Annotated in this window: 15 protein-coding genes; 8 read left to right on the forward strand and 7 right to left on the reverse strand. The window is 66.2% G+C overall.

Annotation, left to right across the window (positions count from 1 at the left end; all coding sequences use genetic code 11):
• Nucleotides 1-219 precede the first annotated feature (219 nt).
• Nucleotides 220-1,776, forward strand: coding sequence for a methyl-accepting chemotaxis protein (locus tag DFR43_RS00405; RefSeq protein WP_133595389.1), 1,557 nt, complete (start codon nucleotides 220-222; stop codon nucleotides 1,774-1,776).
• Between the two features lie 15 nt (nucleotides 1,777-1,791).
• Here DFR43_RS00405 and radA read toward each other — a convergent pair whose 3' ends face one another.
• Nucleotides 1,792-3,192, reverse strand: coding sequence for a DNA repair protein RadA (gene radA / locus DFR43_RS00410; protein WP_133595390.1), 1,401 nt, complete (start codon nucleotides 3,190-3,192; stop codon nucleotides 1,792-1,794).
• A 4-nt stretch (nucleotides 3,193-3,196) separates the two neighbouring features.
• Nucleotides 3,197-3,799, reverse strand: coding sequence for a YqiA/YcfP family alpha/beta fold hydrolase (locus tag DFR43_RS00415; protein WP_133595391.1), 603 nt, complete (start codon nucleotides 3,797-3,799; stop codon nucleotides 3,197-3,199).
• 22 nt (nucleotides 3,800-3,821) lie between these two features.
• Between DFR43_RS00415 and rodA the strand changes: the two genes are divergently transcribed.
• From rodA to DFR43_RS00435, 4 genes are all read left to right on the forward strand, one after another.
• Nucleotides 3,822-4,976 (forward strand): rod shape-determining protein RodA, encoded by a 1,155-nt coding sequence (rodA, locus tag DFR43_RS00420; RefSeq protein WP_133595392.1) that lies wholly within the window; start codon nucleotides 3,822-3,824, stop codon nucleotides 4,974-4,976.
• A gap of 48 nt (nucleotides 4,977-5,024) precedes the next feature.
• Complete coding sequence (gene tldD, locus DFR43_RS00425; RefSeq protein WP_133595393.1) at nucleotides 5,025-6,485, forward strand: metalloprotease TldD; 1,461 nt, start codon at nucleotides 5,025-5,027, stop codon at nucleotides 6,483-6,485.
• Nucleotides 6,486-6,736: 251 nt separating this feature from the next.
• Complete coding sequence (locus tag DFR43_RS00430) at nucleotides 6,737-7,873, forward strand: 3-deoxy-7-phosphoheptulonate synthase (protein WP_133595394.1); 1,137 nt, start codon at nucleotides 6,737-6,739, stop codon at nucleotides 7,871-7,873.
• Between the two features lie 69 nt (nucleotides 7,874-7,942).
• Nucleotides 7,943-8,263, forward strand: coding sequence for a hypothetical protein (locus DFR43_RS00435; RefSeq protein WP_133595395.1), 321 nt, complete (start codon nucleotides 7,943-7,945; stop codon nucleotides 8,261-8,263).
• Here DFR43_RS00435 and mpl read toward each other — a convergent pair.
• Entirely contained in the window at nucleotides 8,253-9,674 is a 1,422-nt protein-coding gene (gene mpl, locus DFR43_RS00440) for a UDP-N-acetylmuramate:L-alanyl-gamma-D-glutamyl-meso-diaminopimelate ligase (protein WP_133595396.1), read from the reverse strand. The genes DFR43_RS00435 and mpl overlap by 11 nt on opposite strands.
• Before the next feature lie 48 nt (nucleotides 9,675-9,722).
• Between mpl and DFR43_RS00445 the strand changes: the two genes are divergently transcribed.
• On the forward strand, nucleotides 9,723-10,325 hold the full coding sequence (locus tag DFR43_RS00445; RefSeq protein WP_133595397.1) for a hypothetical protein: 603 nt from the start codon (nucleotides 9,723-9,725) through the stop codon (nucleotides 10,323-10,325).
• Nucleotides 10,322-10,843 carry a TlpA disulfide reductase family protein gene (locus tag DFR43_RS00450; protein WP_133595398.1) on the forward strand — a complete coding sequence of 174 codons (522 nt, stop codon included), beginning with the start codon at nucleotides 10,322-10,324 and terminating at the stop codon, nucleotides 10,841-10,843. The genes DFR43_RS00445 and DFR43_RS00450 overlap by 4 nt, the downstream gene beginning before the upstream one ends.
• On the opposite strand, the gene DFR43_RS00455 is transcribed toward DFR43_RS00450, so the two are convergent.
• Nucleotides 10,831-13,239, reverse strand: coding sequence for a sensor domain-containing protein (locus DFR43_RS00455; protein WP_133595576.1), 2,409 nt, complete (start codon nucleotides 13,237-13,239; stop codon nucleotides 10,831-10,833). The genes DFR43_RS00450 and DFR43_RS00455 overlap by 13 nt on opposite strands.
• 5 nt (nucleotides 13,240-13,244) lie before the next feature.
• On the reverse strand, nucleotides 13,245-14,549 hold the full coding sequence (locus tag DFR43_RS00460) for a cyclic di-GMP phosphodiesterase (RefSeq protein WP_133595399.1): 1,305 nt from the start codon (nucleotides 14,547-14,549) through the stop codon (nucleotides 13,245-13,247).
• Between the two features lie 110 nt (nucleotides 14,550-14,659).
• Here DFR43_RS00460 and DFR43_RS00465 point away from each other — a divergent pair, with 110 nt between their 5' ends.
• On the forward strand, nucleotides 14,660-15,868 hold the full coding sequence (locus tag DFR43_RS00465) for an HD-GYP domain-containing protein (protein ID WP_133595400.1): 1,209 nt from the start codon (nucleotides 14,660-14,662) through the stop codon (nucleotides 15,866-15,868).
• Between the two features lie 13 nt (nucleotides 15,869-15,881).
• Here DFR43_RS00465 and DFR43_RS00470 read toward each other — a convergent pair whose 3' ends face one another.
• Together DFR43_RS00470 and DFR43_RS00475 are read right to left on the reverse strand one after the other, a co-directional pair.
• Entirely contained in the window at nucleotides 15,882-16,382 is a 501-nt protein-coding gene (locus tag DFR43_RS00470; RefSeq protein WP_133595401.1) for a thermonuclease family protein, read from the reverse strand.
• 9 nt (nucleotides 16,383-16,391) lie between these two features.
• Nucleotides 16,392-17,309: a bile acid:sodium symporter family protein gene (locus DFR43_RS00475; protein WP_133595402.1), complete on the reverse strand. Its 918-nt coding sequence runs from the start codon at nucleotides 17,307-17,309 to the stop codon at nucleotides 16,392-16,394.
• Nucleotide 17,310: the final 1 nt, after the last annotated feature.

Consider the following 17,310-nt stretch of genomic DNA (forward strand, 5'->3'; position numbering starts at 1 on the left):
AAGCCCACAGGCATTGTACCTGTAGGGGCTTTGGCGGTGGCATGGCCGACCGCGCTTTCCCACCCAAGACCCCAAGCGTGCTAAAGTGTCGTTGCAACGACAAATGAGGCGGGCTTCTGCGGGTTTTCGGCAGGCTGTCGGGTTTGTGGTGATGCTTACACTGCGCTGACAGTGTCAAGTCGCAAGCTCCGTGGGAAAGGGAGGGTGTATCGCGTGGGGATGAACTTCAAGCATCTGAAGCTGGCCACGAAGCTGTGGGTGGGCGTGGCGTTGCTGCTCTTGGGGCTGGCCTTCGTCGTCACGAGCGTGATCCTCCGGTCGGTGCAGTCCACGCGGGCGGCCGAGCGTGCGGTGTCGCATCAGTCCGACAAGCTGTTTGCCGCCTCGCAGTGGGCTGCCCTGGCCGAGACGGAGCTGCTGCGCGCCCAGGCCCACTTCAATGATCGCACCCCCTTGATCGAGGCGCTGTACCGCAGCACCGCGGCAGGGGCCAATGACCGCGCCGCCGAAGCCGCTGCGCGCGTGCAAGCCCTGGCGCATACCCCGGCCGAACGCGAGGCGCTGGCGCAGATACAGGCCCAGCGACGCGCGATTGACGAAGCGATGGCCCAGGCCCGCCGTGCGCACGAAACCGGCGACGCGGCCACCGCCCAAGCCGTGATCGAAGGGGCTTATGCCTCCCAGGTCGTTGCCTATTTGCAATCCCTGCGGGACTTTGCCGATTTGCAGCGTCGGACCCTGGATGCGATTCAGGCCGACATCAGCGCCGGGCGCAGCGCCAATCTGGCGTTCGGCGCATCCATGATCCTGTCGCTGATGGCTTTCATCGTGCTGGGAGCCTATTTCCTGATTCGCCACATCCGTCAGCCCCTGCAGCGGGCGGTGGCCTGTGCCCACGCGATTGCCGGTGGGGATTTGTCGCAGCCGCTGGACACTGCGCGTGGCGACGAGTTTGGCGAGTTGATCCAGGCATTGGAGGCCATGCGCGCGCAACTGGCCGGCGTGGTGGGGGAGGTGCGCCAAAGCGCCCAGCAGATCAGCCTGGCCGCCGGGGAGATTGCCGCGGGCAATCACGACTTGTCGGCCCGCACCGAGCACACCGCCAGCAGCTTGCAGCAGACGGCAGCCAGCATGGAGCAGCTGACCAGCGATGTCCAGGCCTCGGCCCATGCGGCGCATGCGGCCAATCAACTGTCGGCGCAGGCGGGCGAGCGGGCCCAGCTGGGCGGGCAGGCGGTGCAGCAGGTGGTCGATACCATGCACACGATACGCCACAGCAGCGAGAAAATCGCCGACATCATCGGTGTCATCGACGGCATTGCCTTTCAAACCAACATCCTGGCGCTCAATGCGGCCGTGGAAGCGGCGCGGGCGGGGGAGGCCGGGCGGGGGTTCGCCGTCGTGGCTGGCGAGGTGCGGGCGCTGGCCCAGCGCAGCGCCCAGGCGGCCAGCGAGATCAAGCGGTTGATCGAGGCCAGCGTCTCGGCCGTGGCCTCGGGCACGCAACAGGTCGATCAGGCAGGAGCCACCATCGGCCAGATGATTCAGGACGTGGTGCGGCTGCGCGACCTGATTGCCGAGATGACGGCCACCAGCAGCCAGCAAGCCACTGGCGTGGCCGAGATCAATGCCGCGCTCGGGCAACTCGACCACGCCACCCAGCAAAACGCTGCCCTGGTGGAGGAGACGGCGGCGGCGGCCACCACGATGTCGGATCAGGCCCGTCAGCTCGAAACGGCGGTACAGCGGTTTCGGCTGCTGGCCGTCGGCGGCTGAGCCCGGGACCCGCGCTCATGCCATGCCGCGCACCACTTGCAGGGCCTCTTCCACCCGCTCCACCGGGTGGATCTGCATGCCTTCGGTGGCCCTTTGCCAAGCGGCATCGGGTTTTTTGGGCAGATTGGCCTTGGGCACCACCGCCACGGAAAAGCCCAGCTTGGCGGCTTCTTTGAGCCGCTCCTGTCCACGCGGGGCAGGGCGCACCTCGCCGGCCAGCCCCACTTCCCCGAAGGCGATGAAACCCTTGGGCAGCGCCTTGCCGCGCAGGCTGCTGGTGATGGCCAGCAGCACCGCCAGATCGGCGGCCGGCTCGCCAATGCGCACCCCGCCGACGGCGTTGACGAACACGTCCTGATCGGCGCAGGCCACGCCCGCATGGCGGTGCAGCACCGCCAGCAGCATGGCCAGCCGGTCGCGGTCCAGCCCCACGGACAGGCGGCGCGGGCTGGGTCCGCCGCTGTCCACCAGGGCCTGAATCTCGACCAGCATCGGCCGCGTTCCCTCCAGCGTCACCAGCACGCAGCTGCCGGGCACGGGGGCCGAATGCTGGCTCAGGAAAATCGCGCTCGGGTTGCTCACGCCCTTGAGGCCCTTGTCCGTCATGGCGAACACGCCGATTTCATTCACCGCGCCGAAGCGGTTTTTGATGGCGCGAATCAGCCGGTAGCTGCTGTGGGTGTCGCCCTCGAAATACAACACGGTGTCTACCATGTGTTCCAGCACCCGGGGACCGGCCAGCGCGCCTTCCTTGGTCACGTGGCCTACCAGCACGATGGTCACGCCACTGGCTTTGGCGGCCCGGGTCAGGTGAGCGGCGCATTCCCGCACCTGGGCCACCGAGCCGGGGGCGGAGCTCAATTGATCGGAATACAGCGTCTGGATCGAATCGATCACGGCAATGGCCGGCTGCTGGGCGTCGAGCGTGGCGAGGATTTTTTCGAGCTGGATTTCGGCCAGCACCTTGACCTGGCTGCGCGCCAGCCCCAATCGGCGCGAGCGCAGCGCCACCTGAGCGCCGCTTTCCTCGCCGGTGACGTACAGCGTATCGAGCCCCGCGTGCTGCAACGCATCCAGCGCTTGCAGCAGCAAGGTGGATTTGCCGATGCCCGGGTCGCCGCCGATGAGCACCACGCCGCCTTCGACCACCCCGCCGCCGAGCACCCGATCGAGCTCGCCCAGCCCCGTGGGCGTGCGGGCGACTTCGGTGGCCTCGATGTCGCTGAGGACGGCCAGCGCTGCCGTGGGCGCCAACCCTTTCGGGCCGGCGCTGAGCCGGTTTTTGCTGGCGCTCGGGGCCTCGGCCGCGGTTTCCACCAGGCTGTTCCAGGCCCCGCAATGCGGGCATTTGCCCAGCCAGCGCGGCGTGGTGCCACCGCACGCTTGGCAGGCGAACAGGGTTCTGTCTTTGGCCATGGGGTCAGATCAATTGCAGGTGGGCGAGGATGTCATCGAGGTGCGCATCGAAGTCGCTCAGGGCATGGTCGCCGCCCTCCAGCAGCTTCAGCCGCGCCCCGGGGTAGCGGGCCACCATTTCGCGCCAGTCCAGCACTTCATCGCCCTTGGCCACGATGGCCAGCACCCGCTCCGGGTGAGGCAGGGTGCCACAGGCCAGGGCCCGCAGCTCGTCCACATACTCCGGCCGGAAGAAGAAGCGCTCGTTCGGGTCGTGCCAGGCGGTCTGCTCCCCGATGTGGCGCGCCAGATCCCGCGCCGGGTCCACCGCCGGGTTGAGCAGCACCGCGCGGCATCCGGTCTCGAGCGCCAGCCGCGTGGCATAAAAGCCCCCCAGCGAGGAGCCGATCACGGCCATGCGCGCGCGCGGCCAGTCTGCCGTGCCCTGGGCGATGAGTTCAAACGCCTGCCGGGGAGAAGGCGGCAGCGCCGGGCACCACCACCGCACCTGCGGATGGTCGCGCTGGATGCGTTCGGCCATTTTCATGGCCTTCATGGATCGGGGGGAGGAGCGAAAGCCGTGCAGGTACAGCACATGGGTGGTCGCTTGCGATGCGGTGCAGGTCATCTCCGAAGGATAATCCACCTCCATGGCCGTAGTGATCGAGAAACCTCCGTTGTGGCGCCGGGTGTTGCCGGTGTTCCAGGGCTTTGACTGGCCGCTGCTGCTCATCGTGCTGCTGCTGGGGGCGCTCGGGTTGGTGGTCATGTATTCGGTGGCCCATGAATTGCCCGGGCGGTTTCAGGCGCATGCCCGCAACATGGTGATTGCCGCCGGCGTGATGTTTCTGGTGGCGCAAGTGCCCCCACAGCGCCTCATGGCGGTGGCCGTGCCGCTGTATGCGGTCGGCGTGGCCCTGCTCATTGCGGTGGCCCTGTTTGGCATCACCAAGAAGGGCGCGCAACGCTGGGTGAACGTGGGCATCGTCATCCAACCCAGCGAAATCATGAAAATCGCCATGCCGCTGATGCTGGCGTGGTGGTTCCAGAAGCGCGAGGGACAACTGCGCGGGCTGGATTTCGTGGTGGCAGGCGTCATCCTGGCCGTGCCTTCCTTGCTCATCCTGCGCCAGCCCGACTTGGGCACCACGCTGCTGGTGGCCGCATCCGGCTTGTTCGTCATTTTCTTTGCCGGTCTCAGCTGGAAGCTGATCATCCCGCCCGCGGTGCTGGGCGTGCTGGGCATCGTCACGCTCATCGTCATGGAGCCGCATTGGTGCGCCCCGGGGGTGGACTGGCCCATCCTGCACGAGTACCAGCGCCAGCGCGTCTGCACGCTGCTCGACCCGATGAAAGACCCGTTGGGCAAGGGCTTTCACATCATTCAGGGCATGATCGCGATCGGCTCGGGCGGGCTGCTGGGCAAAGGCTTTTTGCAGGGCACCCAGACGCATCTGGACTTCGTGCCCGAGCGCACCACCGATTTCATTTTCGCCGCTTTTGCCGAGGAGTTCGGCTTCATCGGCGTTTTGGTGTTATTGGGTGCGTTCTTTTTTCTGTTCTGGCGCGGGCTCAAGATCGCGCTGGAGGCATCCACCCTCTTTGCCCGCTTGCTGGCCGGCGCCCTGACCCTGATCTATTTCGTCTATGCCTTCGTCAATATGGGCATGGTCAGCGGCATCTTGCCGGTGGTGGGCGTGCCCTTGCCCTTTCTGAGCTACGGCGGAACCGCCATGGTGACCCTGGGCGCGAGCCTGGGCATCCTGATGTCGATTGCCCGCTCCAAGCGTCTGGTGCAGACATAAAGCCCACGGATCGCTGCACGCCGCGGCGCGAGTTTCTACAATGCAGGCATGATTGCCCGAGAACCCACTTTGGCCCGTTTGGCCACCGCCCAAGACCTGCTGCTGGCGCCGTACGGTCTGGAGCTCAACCATTTGCGCCGCGCCTTGGCTGAGATCCTGGCTCCAGGCGTGGACGATGCCGACCTGTATTTCCAGTACACCCGCGCCGAAGGCTGGAGTCTGGAAGAGGGCATCGTCAAGACCGGCAGCTTCAGCATCGACCAGGGGGTGGGGGTGCGGGCCGTCAGCGGCGACAAAACGGCGTTTGCCTATTCGGATGACCTGTCCTGGGCGGCCCTGCAAGATGCCGCCCGCAGCGTACGGGCCATTGGCGCCCAAGGGCAAAGCCGCCGCGTCAAGGTGGGGGCGCGCAAGGTGGCCAAGTCGCGCTCGCTCTACCGGGAATTGGATCCCATCGGCACCCTGGACAGCGCCGCCAAAGTGGCCTTGCTCGAAAAAGTGGAGCGGCGCGCCAAGTCGCGCGACCCGCGCATCGTGCAGGTGATGGCTGGGTTGGCCAGCGAATACGACGTGGTGCTGGTGGCGCGGGCCGATGGCACGCTGGCCGCCGACGTGCGTCCGCTGGTGCGCCTGTCTCTGACCGTGATCGCCGAGCAGCAGGGGCGCCGCGAGGTGGGGTCCTCCGGTGGCGGCGGGCGTTTTGGCTTGGAGCGCTTCGACGACGCCCTGATCGATCACTACGTGTCCGAAGCGGTGCAGGCCGCATTGACCAATCTGGACAGCCGCCCCGCGCCGGCCGGTGAGATGACGGTGGTCCTGGGCCCTGGCTGGCCGGGCGTCTTGCTGCACGAAGCCGTGGGCCACGGCCTGGAAGGCGACTTCAACCGCAAAGGCAGCAGCGCTTTCAGCGGCATGCTGGGCAAGCGGGTGGCGGCCAAAGGCGTGACCGTGCTGGACGACGGCACGATGGCCGATCGGCGTGGTTCGCTCAATGTGGACGACGAGGGCTGCGCCAGCCAGAAGAACGTCCTGATCGAAGACGGCATCCTGCGCGGCTATATCCAGGACAGCCTCAACGCCCGCCTCATGGGCGTGCCGCCCACGGGCAATGGACGCCGGGAAAGCTATGCCCACCTGCCGATGCCGCGCATGACCAACACCTACATGCTCGGTGGCGACAAAGAGCCGGCGGAAATCATCGCCAGCATCAAAAAAGGGCTGTATGCCACCAACTTCGGCGGGGGCCAGGTCGACATCACCAGCGGCAAATTCGTGTTCAGCGCCAGCCAGGCCTGGTGGGTGGAAAACGGCCGCCTGCTCTATCCCGTCAAAGGGGCCACCCTCATCGGCAGCGGGCCGGAAGCGCTCAAGAAGGTCACCATGATCGGCAATGACCTGGCGCTGGACAGCGGCGTGGGCACTTGTGGCAAGGAAGGCCAGAGCGTGCCCGTGGGCGTGGGCCAGCCCACCTTGCGCATCGAGGGGCTGACCGTTGGGGGGACGGCCTGACCGCGCGTCGTGGCATTCGCCCCACATCGGGGGCGCGGTGTCAGCGCTTTGTCATGAAGTTTGTGGTACATTGAATTCCATGAAAGCCGCTCGCTTTTACTTTGCCTACTTTTGGTTCTCACGCGTCACCGACGGAAGAGAGAGCTGAATACGGCCCTGAAAAGCGCAAAGCCTCCCCCAAACCGTCGGTCACACCACCGGCGGTTTTTTTTTACCTTGAGTGTTTTTTTCACCATTAGCAGGAGTTCACGATGAGCAAAGCCGCCACCGCTGCGACCGACGTCTGGTATGCGCACCCCTCCGACCGCACCGGCCAGACCGACGACCAACGCATCGAGGACATCACCGTGCTCCCCCCGCCCGAACACCTGATCCGTTTCTTCCCCATCCGCGGCACCGCTGTGGAACAGCTCATCAGCGACACCCGCAAAACCATCCATCACATCCTCAACGGCAAAGACGACCGGCTGCTGGTGATCATCGGGCCTTGCTCCATCCACGATCCGGCCGCTGCCATCGACTATGCCCGTCGCCTCAAGGAGATGCGCGATCTGCACCGGGACACGCTGGAGATCGTGATGCGGGTCTATTTCGAGAAGCCGCGCACCACGGTCGGCTGGAAAGGGCTCATCAATGACCCTTACCTCGATGGCAGCTTCCGCATCGATGAGGGGCTGCGCATCGCGCGTCAGCTGCTCATCGAGATCAATCGACTCGGCTTGCCCGCGGGCAGCGAGTTCCTGGATGTGATCAGTCCGCAGTACATCGGCGACCTGATCAGCTGGGGCGCGATCGGCGCGCGCACCACCGAAAGCCAGGTGCACCGGGAGCTGGCTTCAGGGTTGAGCGCGCCCATCGGCTTCAAGAATGGCACCGACGGCAACATCCGCATCGCCACCGACGCCATTTTGGCCGCCAGCCGCGGGCATCACTTCCTGTCTGTCCACAAAAATGGCCAGGTCGCCATCGTTCAGACCAAGGGCAACCCCGATTGCCACGTCATCCTGCGCGGTGGCAAGACCCCGAACTACGACGCCGACAGCGTGGCCCAGGCCTGCGCCGATTTGGAAGCGGCCAAGTTGCCGCCCCACCTGATGGTGGACTGCAGCCATGCCAACAGCAACAAACAGCACGAACGGCAGATGGATGTGGCGGCCGACATCGCGCGGCAGATCGCAGGCGGCTCGCGCCGCATTTTCGGTGTGATGGTGGAAAGCCACCTCAAGGCCGGGGCGCAGAAATTCACTCCCGGCAAGGACGACGTGAGCCAACTGACCTATGGCCAGAGCATCACCGACGCCTGCATCGACTGGGATCAGTCGGTGCAGCTCCTGCAAGGCCTGGCCGACGCTGTCAAGGCCCGGCGCCATCGCCCGCGCAAGGGTTGATCGGTGGACGCGGCGGCGGCACAATCGGGCCTACCCAACCGAGTATCACATCCACAGGAGTCCCGATTCATGCGCAGCCAAGTCATCGTCAGCTGGGGAGATGCCAGGCGCTACACCTTCGATCTGGAAGAAGTGCAGCCCATGCCGCACGACATGGCACGCACCTGGCTGGACCAGCAGTTCACCGACCTGGGCTGCGAGCCCCTGCGGCTCACGGGCAAGGTGCTGCTGGCCGACAAGGTGGTGGCCATCGCGCAGGCCGTCGGCGAGAGCCGGTTCGCCGAGGAGGCCTACCGGCCCTGGGCGCAGGTGTTTGCCAAGGCCGTCAGCGCCATGCTGGCCAAGCCGGTGGTGCGCATCGACGTGCCTTCGCTGACCGTCAGCTACTGACGCTGGCCGCCTGCCAGCGTTGGCGCAGGGCATCCAGCAGTTTCTGGTGGATGCCGCCAAAGCCGCCATTGCTCATGCACAGCACGTGGTCGCCAGGCAGGGCCGCGGCGACGACTTGTTGCACCAGCGCATCGATATCGGCCGCCACCTGTGCCCGCGGCCCCATCGGGGCCAGCGCTTCGGCGGCGTCCCAGCCCAGTCCGCCGCTGTGGCAGAACGCCAGATCGGCCTGCTCCAGGCTCCAAGGCAGTTGGGCTTTCATCATCCCCAATTTCATGGTGTTGGAGCGGGGCTCGAACACGGCGAGGATGCGGGATTGTCGCGCGCCGCTCTGATCGAGCTGGCGGCGCAGGCCGTCCACCGTGGTGCGAATGGCGGTGGGGTGGTGGGCGAAATCATCGTACACCGTGATGGCCGCCGCCGGGGTGGGCACCCGGCCACGCACTTCCATGCGCCGGCGCACGTTCTGAAACCGCGCCAGCGCTTCGCAAGCCTGTGCCACCGGCACGCCCAGGTGTTCGGCCGCGGCGATGGCTGCCAGGGCATTGAGCTGGTTGTGCTGACCGCTCAATCCCCAGCATACCCGCCCTTGTGCCTGACCCGCCTGGAGCACGGCAAAGTCATCGGGTTCGCCCTCGGCCGTGAAGTCGCTCACCGCGGCGCCGAAGCTGCGCTGCTCGCTCCAGCAACCCTGGTGCAGCACCCGCGCGAGGCTCTCCTCCAGGGCATTGAAGACCACGCGGCCACTGGCGGGCACGGTGCGCACCAGGTGGTGAAACTGGCGCTCGATGGCGGCCAGATCGTCAAAAATGTCGGCGTGGTCGAATTCCAGGTTGTTGAGCACGGCCGTGCGCGGACGGTAATGCACGAACTTGCTGCGTTTGTCGAAAAAAGCGGTGTCGTATTCGTCGGCCTCGATCACGAATGGCGCGCCCGCGCCCAGCCGTGCCGACAGTCCGAAGTTCAGCGGCACCCCGCCCACCAGAAACCCCGGTTGCCGGCCCGCGGCTTCGAGAATCCACGCCAGCATGGAGGTGGTCGTCGTCTTGCCGTGGGTGCCCGCCACGGCCAGCACATGCCGGCCCTGCAGAATGTGCTCGCTCATCCACTGCGGGCCGCTGGTGTAGCGGGCGCCCGCATCGAGCACCGCTTCCATCAGCGGGAATTTGGGGGTGCCGTCCGGCAGCCGGGCGCGCGAGACCACATTGCCCACCACGAAGACGTCGGGCCGCAGGGCCATCTGGTCCGCGTCATAGCCTTCGATGAGTTCGATGCCCAGCGAGCGCAGTTGATCGCTCATGGGTGGATAGACGCCGGCGTCGCAGCCAGTGACCCGGTGGCCGGCTTCCCGCGCCAGGGCGGCCACGCCGCCCATGAAAGTGCCGCAAATCCCAAGAATGTGTATGTGCATGCCGCCATTATCCGGCGTGCAGCGGGCCGATCAGGGACAATCCGGTCGATGGACACCGTGCAACAGGAAATCGCCCAGGCCGCTGCCGCTTTGGTGGTGGATGAGGGGCTGGATTACGGGCAGGCCAAGGTTCGTGCCTTGAAGGCGCTGGGGCTGCCTGCCCGCACCGCCATGCCTGACAACCGGCTGGTGGAGGCGGCCGTGCGCGAGCACATCGCGCTGTTTCATGCCGACACCCAACCGCGGGAATTGCGCGCGCTGCGGGAACTGGCCCTGTTGTGGATGGAGCGGCTGGCCGAGTTTTCCCCGCTCGTCGGTGGGGCCGTGTGGCACGGCACGGCCACGCGACACCATGACGTCTATCTGCAACTGTTCAGTGACGACCCCAAGGCGGTCGAGGTGGCGTTGATCAACCGTCGCCTCGATTACGAGGCCAGCACCGTCAGAGGCTTGCATGGACAGGCGGTGGAGGCGTTGACCCTGCAGGTGCGCTGCGAAGCGTTGCCGGGCTGGGTCGGGCTGCACCTGCTGGTCAACGACAGCCTGGCCCAGCGCGGCGCCCTGTTGCCTGATGAGCAAGGGCGCAAGCCTCGGGGCGATATCGCCGCCCTGCGAAACTTGCTGGCGTCCCACGAATCCGACCCCGCATGAACAAACGACTTTTTCTGACCGGTGGCGTGGCTGCCGTGGCCGGCTTGGCCGGAGCGGGCTGGGCCTGGTGGCGCTTTCAGCCCCATGCCGTGGAGGACGGCACACTGCAAGCGCTGTGGCAGCACACCTGGGAGGACCCGAACGGCCAGCCCGTGGTCATGCAGCATTTCAAAGGCCGTCCGCTGTTGCTGAACTTCTGGGCCACCTGGTGCCCGCCGTGCGTCGAGGAAATGCCCTTGCTCAACGCTTTCTATCACGAGCGCCGCTCTGAAGGCTGGACGGTCCTGGGCTTGGCGGTGGACCAGCCCAGCGCCGTGCGCCAGTTCCTGCAACGACTGCCGGTGGACTTCCCGATCGGCATGGCAGGGCTGGGCGGCACTGAACTCAGCAAGCGCCTGGGCAACGCCACGGGCGGCCTGCCTTTCACGGTGGTGTTGGACGCCCGGGGCGAGATTGCGCACCGCAAGATCGGGCAGGTCAAGCCCGAGGATCTGGCTGCCTGGGTTCAGCCCCGGTAACGCAGCCCTGGCCCTTGCAGGGCCTCGCTGAAGGTTTGCGCGGGGACGGCCGGCGAAAACAGGAATCCCTGGAAATGGTCGCAGCCCAGGGCGCGCAAACGCTGGTGCTGTTCCGGCTGCTCCACCCCTTCGGCCACCACCTGCATCTGCAGGGCATGGCCCATCTGGATGATGGCCGACACGATCGCGGCATCGGTTTCGTCCTCGTGCAGCGAGGCGATGAAGGTGCGATCGATCTTGAGCTTGTGCAGAGGAAAGCGCTTGAGGTAGGTGAGGCTGGAGTAGCCGGTGCCGAAATCGTCGAGCGACAGATGCACCCCCAGGTCGGCCAGGGCCTGCAGCCGTGCCAGTGCCTCCTCGGCGTCGTGGATGAGGATGGACTCGGTCAATTCGAGTTCCAGCAGATGCGCCGGCAGCCCGTGCTGTTGCAAGGCTTGGGCCACTTCGTCCACCAGGCTCGCCTGCTGAAACTGCAGCGCCGAGACGTTGATGGCCACCTGACAAGGCGTGCCTTGCCGTGCCCAGGCCGCTGCCTGGGCGATGCCTGCTTGCAGCACCCATTGCCCCAGCTTGACGATGAACCCGGTTTCTTCGGCCACGGTGATGAACTCGCCGGGCAGCACCAGGCCGCGCTCCGGGTGGTTCCAGCGCACCAAGGCTTCGCAGGTGCGCAACTCGCCGCTTTCCATGCAGACCCGGGGCTGGTAATGCAGCACGAATTCCTGCCGTTTGAGTCCCTCGCGCATGGCATGGTCGAGTTGGATGCGCGAGAGCAGATCCGCATTCATCTGGGGCCGGTAGAAACGGTAATGGCCCTTGCCCCGGTCCTTGACCTGGTACATCGCCGTGTCGGCGTGTTGGATGAGTTCGTCGAGCGTCTGGCCGTCGCTCGGATACATGGCGATGCCGACGCTGCATGACAGGTTGAAGCTCATGTCCTCGATCTCTACCGGACGAGTGACCGCCTCGATGATGCGCTGGGCGGTGATTTCCGCCCCACTGGTGTCGGCGTCGTGCAGGTGAATGACGAACTCGTCGCCGCCCAGCCGGCACAGCGTATCGGTCTGGCGCAGGCACTGTTTGAGGCGGGAAGCGATTTCGATGAGCACCATGTCGCCAAAGAGGTGGCCGAGCGAGTCGTTGATGCTCTTGAACCGGTCGAGGTCCAGAAACAGCACCGCAAAGCCCTGGCCGTTGCGCTGCGACACATGGATGGCATGGTTGACCCGCTCGGTGAGCATGAGCCGGTTGGGCAGGCCGGTCAGCGCGTCGGTGTAGGCGAGTTGTTCGATGCGCTGCTGCGCCGCCAGCCGTTCGGACAGATCTTTGACGAACAGGATGGTGTTGAGCGGCTGGCCCTGAGGGTCTTTCAACACCACCCAGGAGGCTTGCAAGGCCACGGCGCACTGGTCGGGCCGCCGGAACCAGAATTCGCCTTCCCAGTAGCCATGTTGCTGCAAGCGTTCGTCCAGGTCGTCTTTCCAGCGGGGCAGGGTGGGAGAGTAGAACAGGTCCGGGGCTCGGCGGCCTTGCCATTCGACCGCCGGGCTCTGGGTCATCTGGGCAGCGGCGGGGTTGCAGGTCAGGATGCGCAGCGAGGGATCGGTGATGAAGATCGCATCCAGGCTGGACTCGAACACTTTGGCCGCCAGTTTGAGCTGGGCTTCGGCTGCGGTGCGCTCGGTGATGTCCCGAAACACGTGTACCCGTCCGATCGGTCGCCCGCGCGCGAGCTGGGGCTTGGCGATGCGCTCGATGACGCGGCCCGTTTGCAACACCAGCACGTCGGTGCTTTCCAGTAGGGGCGAGCGCAGCAACTCCCCGAGTTTGCGTTGATAGCCGATGGGGTCGGCCACCTGGCTGGCCAGCCAGGTGTACACGGCGCCATCGTCTTTCTGGGTCAGCAAGTGCTCGGGCAGGCTCCAGAGCTGGGCAAACAGCCGGTTGAAAGCCCGGATGCGCCCGTCCAGGTCGCACACCAATATGCCGTCGGCGGTGGATTCGAGCGTGGCCCGCAATTCGGCCAGCAACTCCTCCAGTTTTTGCTCGGTCTGGTGTTGCTGGGTGCGGTCTTGCATGGCCACCAGGTAGAGCTGGCGGCCGTCAGGCAGCTGCAAAGGGGTGGCGCGCCGCAGCACGCGAACGGTTGCGCCGTCTTGCCGGCGCAGCAGGGTTTCGGAGTGCAGCACCGGGCGTTCGCCTTGGCGCAGGGCCTCCCAGAAGAGCAGGTCTTCCGGGGTGGCCGACAGGTCCAGCACCGAAGTGCCCGGCAGGGTTTGGGGATCGAGCTGCTGCAGCCGTGCCGCTGCGGCATTGGCCGAGACGATCTGCTGGCTCAGCGGATCCACCAGCCAGATGGCTTCCAGCAGGTGGTCCATGAAGGCGATGCAGTCCATCCGGCTCACGAACCGGCCTCCTGCGAAGGGGCCGCCTCGGCCGCTCGCTCGAAGTAGTAGCAGATGCGCTGCCTGGGGGAGAGGTAGGCCAGGGCCGCTCGGGGCAACTGGTCGATGCGCAGGCTGCGCTGGATGCCGAGGTCGTCGTGCTGCTGCAGATCGAGCAGCAAGGCGTCTTCGCTGCTGACCTGTCGGTCGTACACCAGCACGCGCGGCTTCAGCGGCCGGGCCGAGTTCACCGAGACGACCAGGGCATAACGCTCGTCGGTGAGCTGCACCACCGAGCCCGGTGGATAGACCCCCATCATCCGGATGAAGGCGTTGAGCGTCTGGCGCTCGAAGCGCGGCTTCATGGTGGCGAAGATGAGCGCCAAGGCTTCGTGAGGTGTCAGCGCCTTCAACGGGTTGGGCGGATTGCACAGACCGTCGTAGCGGTTGATCAGGGCCAGGATGCGCCCCGCCGGGCTCCATTGGGCTTCACCCAGGCCCTTCGGGAAGCCGGTGCCGTCGGCGGCTTCGTGGTGCTGAGCGATTGCCAGGAGCACCGGCGCCGACAGCCCCATGCGTCGCCCCCAAGCCACGCTGTGCGTCACATGTTCTTGATAGAGCTTGAAGTGGGCGCTGGTGAACGTGTCGTCGCGGAAGCGCACCCGGTCGGGCAGCTCGATCTTGCCGATGTCGTGCAGCACTGCGGCCATGCCCAGCGTCTGCAGGTCTTCGGCCGGCAGGCCCATGGCCCGCCCCAGCAGCAGGCTGAGCACGGCCACGTTCATGGCATGCAGGGTGGAGCGATCGCCGTGACCTTCGGCCAGCAGACGCAGGGCGGAGTCCTCTTTGCAGGCGATTTGCGACACCATGCCCTGCACCAGGCGCGAGCAGGCCTCGGCGGCGGCTTCAGGGGCGCTGGCGAATTGGTCGAGCACGGCTTTGACCGCCCGGCTGCTGTCGGCGTACTGCCGCTCGCACTGCTGCAGGGCCAGGCGCTGCGCCGACAGGGCGGCCTGATGGTTGGCTGCGGCCCCGTCGCCAGCGGGCTGCGGGGGCTCGCTGCTCACAGCCTGAGGCCCTGGCGGGCTGGCTGTAGAGGGCGTGGCCTGGGGGGCCGGCTGATCGGGCGGAGGGTCGCTGCGTTCGGGGGAGTAGCGCACATGCGTCAGCCCCAGGCTGCGCAGGGTGTGGATTTGCTCGACCGAGCTGATTTTGAAACTGTTGCGCGCGAAGGGGTGATCCATCCATCCCAGGTCGAGGTGGATGTACAGACCGACGCGCAACTCCGCGACCGCGATGAGAGGGCGGTCAGCGTCCGACATGATGCAAGGTTCTCCGCGTGGGCTGGGTATTCATGATCTGCAGGGATTATCGCCAATCTTCATGCGCCGGCGGTGACGTTGTACATTCTGGGGTGCTGCACGAGGATGCCATGTTCGTACCCTTCCCGCTGGAACAGATCGCGTTTCGGGAACCGTTGCCGGTCAATATCTGGGACCCGGCGGGGGTGTTGCTGCTGCGGCGCGGCGAAGTGATACGCGATGAAGCCCATCGGGACTTGCTGCAGTCGCACCTGCCCATGGTCGATGAGGATGAGTACCGCCAGTGGACCTTCCGCTACACGGCGGCCATCGATCGCAAGCTGCGCAGCAACGAAAGTCTGCAGGCCATTGCCGGCGTCTCCAGGCCCATGGGCGTGGAACCCCCTCGCGCGACGGACCCCAACGAGCGCCCCTTGGCGGAGTTGTGGCCCGATCTGCATGCCGTGTTGGGGCTGTTGCTGCGCCAGGGTGGGCAGGCCAGCGATTTCATGGGGCGCTTGCAAGGGCTGGAGCGCCGTTTGCTCGACGGGTTGCGCAGCCGCGTCGATGACAGCCTGTTTGTGCTGGTGCAGATGTTGCAGGACCGGGCGTTGGGCTACTGCACCACCCACGCGTTGCTGTGTGGCGTGTTGTGCCACCTGGTGTCGGGCACGCTGGGGTGGGAGGCATCGAGGCGGCAGAGCCTGCTGCGTGCCAGCCTGACCATGAACATCGCCATGAGCCGCTTGCAGGACGTGCTCGCGGGCCGACCCGGTCCGCTGAGCAGTGAGGAGCGCGCCTGTATCGACGCCCATCCCCGCGAGGGGGCGGTGGTCTTGCACCGCCTGGGCGTGCGCGATGAGGTGTGGCTCAAGCTGGTGCGGCACCACCGCGCCGAATGGCCGGCCGCCGCCGTGGCGGCCAGCAACGACCCCATCGTGCCCATGGCCCAACTGCTGCATCTGGCCGATGTGTTCGTCGCCCGCATCAGCCCGCGGGCCGATCGCAAAGGCCTGCCTGCCCAGCGGGCCGCGCGCGACATTTCCCTGGGGCCTGATGGGCAGCCCACCCCGTTGGGCGCGGCTTTCATCAAGACGCTGGGCGTGTACGTGCCTGGCAGTTATGTCCGCCTGGCCAACGGCGAGCTGGCCGTGGTGGCTCGGCGTGGCCGCAAGGCCAATGCGCCGCTCGTGTTTTCGCTGGTAGGGCGGCATGGCATGCCTTTGGGGGAGCCTGCGCTGCGCGACACGTCCGACCCCGGCCTGGAGGTCAGGGAAGGGGTGGCCGCTGACGCGGTGCGGGTGCGCATCCATTCCGCCAAACTGCTGGCGCGGCTTTGAACGGTCGCGCCGCTCAGCGGTTTTGGCGCCGGAATTCCCAGGGGGGCAGGGGATGGGCGTCGGCCCACAGGCCGCGGCCAGTGGCACGGGCCTCGCGCTCGGCGTCGGCGTACAGGGTCCGGTCGGCGGGGCGTTGGTCACGCTGGAACTGCCGGTAGTGCCAAGCCATGCCATCGCGCACCATCATCAGGTTGATGTCTTCGCCGTCGAGGACGATCTTGCCGAGAATGCGGCCATAGCGGTCCCGCTTGTCGTATTCCACCTGCACCTCGCGCTGGAACACACGGTCGGCCAGATGCTGACGAGCGCGGTTGCCGAAAGCCTGCCCCCGCTCCGGCGCGTCGATGCCCACCAGCCGGATGCGATGCTGCTGGCGCGAGGCATCCAGCACGGTCACGGTATCGCCATCGGCCACGGCAATCACGCGGCCGACGAGCACCTCGGCCCAGACGGCCGGAGCCAACAGGGCCAGAAGGAGGAGCAGCAGTCCGAAGAGTCGAGCGGTGATGCGCATGGGTGGCGCTTACGGCTTGGCGGCCAGCACGCTGCCGGCTTTGGCCTGATCGCGCGCGAGGGCCTCGCGCTCGCTCAGGCGTCGGAAGAACACGGTCACGGCGCTGCTGGTCAGCACGATGAACAGGGAATACAGCACCGGAATCAGCAGCACCTCTTGCTGCAGCGGCCCGGTGAAGCTCAGCGTGACGATGAGGATGGCCAAGGGCCCGTTCTGGATACCGGTTTCCAGCGCGATGGTGCGGCTGCGGTTGGGGTCCTGACGCATCAGGCGGGCGAGTCCATAACCCAGCGCCATGCCCACCAGACCCAGCCCGATGGCCGCGGCGTACACCGGCAGCGGCGTGACGGCGAGCAACTGGTGGTTGCGAGGCACCCAGGTCACGATCAGGAACAGGATCACCACGATGCCGAGGAAGCCGCCCAGCAGTTCGATGCTCGCGCCGATGTTCGGGTTGACCTTGCGCAGCACCATGCCGATGATCGTAGGCACCAGCAGCACCAGCAGCACTTGCGCCACGTTGCTGGCCGGAATCTTGAATTCGCCGGTGATGCCGGCGGCCTGCGAATAGAATTCCAGCAGCAGCGGCACCATCACCAGCGCCACCAGGGTGGAGACGCTGGTCATCATGATGGACAGCGCCAGCACCGCCTTGCTGAAGTAGGTGAAGATGTTGGACGTGGTGCCGCCGGGCATGCAGGCAATGAGCAGCAGGCCCACGGCCACGGCCGGGTTGAGTCCCAGCAGCATGGCCATGGAAAAGCCGATGAAGGGCATGAGCCCATACTGGCACAGCAGGCCGATGAGCACGCCGCGGGGTTTGCGGAATGCGATGAGGAAGTCGCGCCAGGTGAGCGAAGCGCCCATGCCCATCATGATGACCATCATCATGATGCCCAGCAGTTTGGTTTCGAATTCGGTGACCATG

This window comes from Tepidicella xavieri, from assembly GCF_004363315.1.
In the GTDB taxonomy this organism is placed as follows: Bacteria; Pseudomonadota; Gammaproteobacteria; order Burkholderiales; family Burkholderiaceae_C; genus Tepidicella; species Tepidicella xavieri.

Coding starts and splice junctions, on each gene's coding strand:
- DFR43_RS00405 (WP_133595389.1), top strand. CDS start 220: ATGAACTTCAAGCATCTGAAGCTGGCCACGAAGCTGTGGGTGGGCGTG.
- radA (WP_133595390.1), bottom strand. CDS start 3,192: ATGGCCAAAGACAGAACCCTGTTCGCCTGCCAAGCGTGCGGTGGCACC.
- DFR43_RS00415 (WP_133595391.1), bottom strand. CDS start 3,799: ATGACCTGCACCGCATCGCAAGCGACCACCCATGTGCTGTACCTGCAC.
- rodA (WP_133595392.1), top strand. CDS start 3,822: ATGGCCGTAGTGATCGAGAAACCTCCGTTGTGGCGCCGGGTGTTGCCG.
- tldD (WP_133595393.1), top strand. CDS start 5,025: ATGATTGCCCGAGAACCCACTTTGGCCCGTTTGGCCACCGCCCAAGAC.
- DFR43_RS00430 (WP_133595394.1), top strand. CDS start 6,737: ATGAGCAAAGCCGCCACCGCTGCGACCGACGTCTGGTATGCGCACCCC.
- DFR43_RS00435 (WP_133595395.1), top strand. CDS start 7,943: ATGCGCAGCCAAGTCATCGTCAGCTGGGGAGATGCCAGGCGCTACACC.
- mpl (WP_133595396.1), bottom strand. CDS start 9,674: ATGCACATACACATTCTTGGGATTTGCGGCACTTTCATGGGCGGCGTG.
- DFR43_RS00445 (WP_133595397.1), top strand. CDS start 9,723: ATGGACACCGTGCAACAGGAAATCGCCCAGGCCGCTGCCGCTTTGGTG.
- DFR43_RS00450 (WP_133595398.1), top strand. CDS start 10,322: ATGAACAAACGACTTTTTCTGACCGGTGGCGTGGCTGCCGTGGCCGGC.
- DFR43_RS00455 (WP_133595576.1), bottom strand. CDS start 13,239: ATGGACTGCATCGCCTTCATGGACCACCTGCTGGAAGCCATCTGGCTG.
- DFR43_RS00460 (WP_133595399.1), bottom strand. CDS start 14,549: ATGTCGGACGCTGACCGCCCTCTCATCGCGGTCGCGGAGTTGCGCGTC.
- DFR43_RS00465 (WP_133595400.1), top strand. CDS start 14,660: ATGTTCGTACCCTTCCCGCTGGAACAGATCGCGTTTCGGGAACCGTTG.
- DFR43_RS00470 (WP_133595401.1), bottom strand. CDS start 16,382: ATGCGCATCACCGCTCGACTCTTCGGACTGCTGCTCCTCCTTCTGGCC.
- DFR43_RS00475 (WP_133595402.1), bottom strand. CDS start 17,309: ATGGTCACCGAATTCGAAACCAAACTGCTGGGCATCATGATGATGGTC.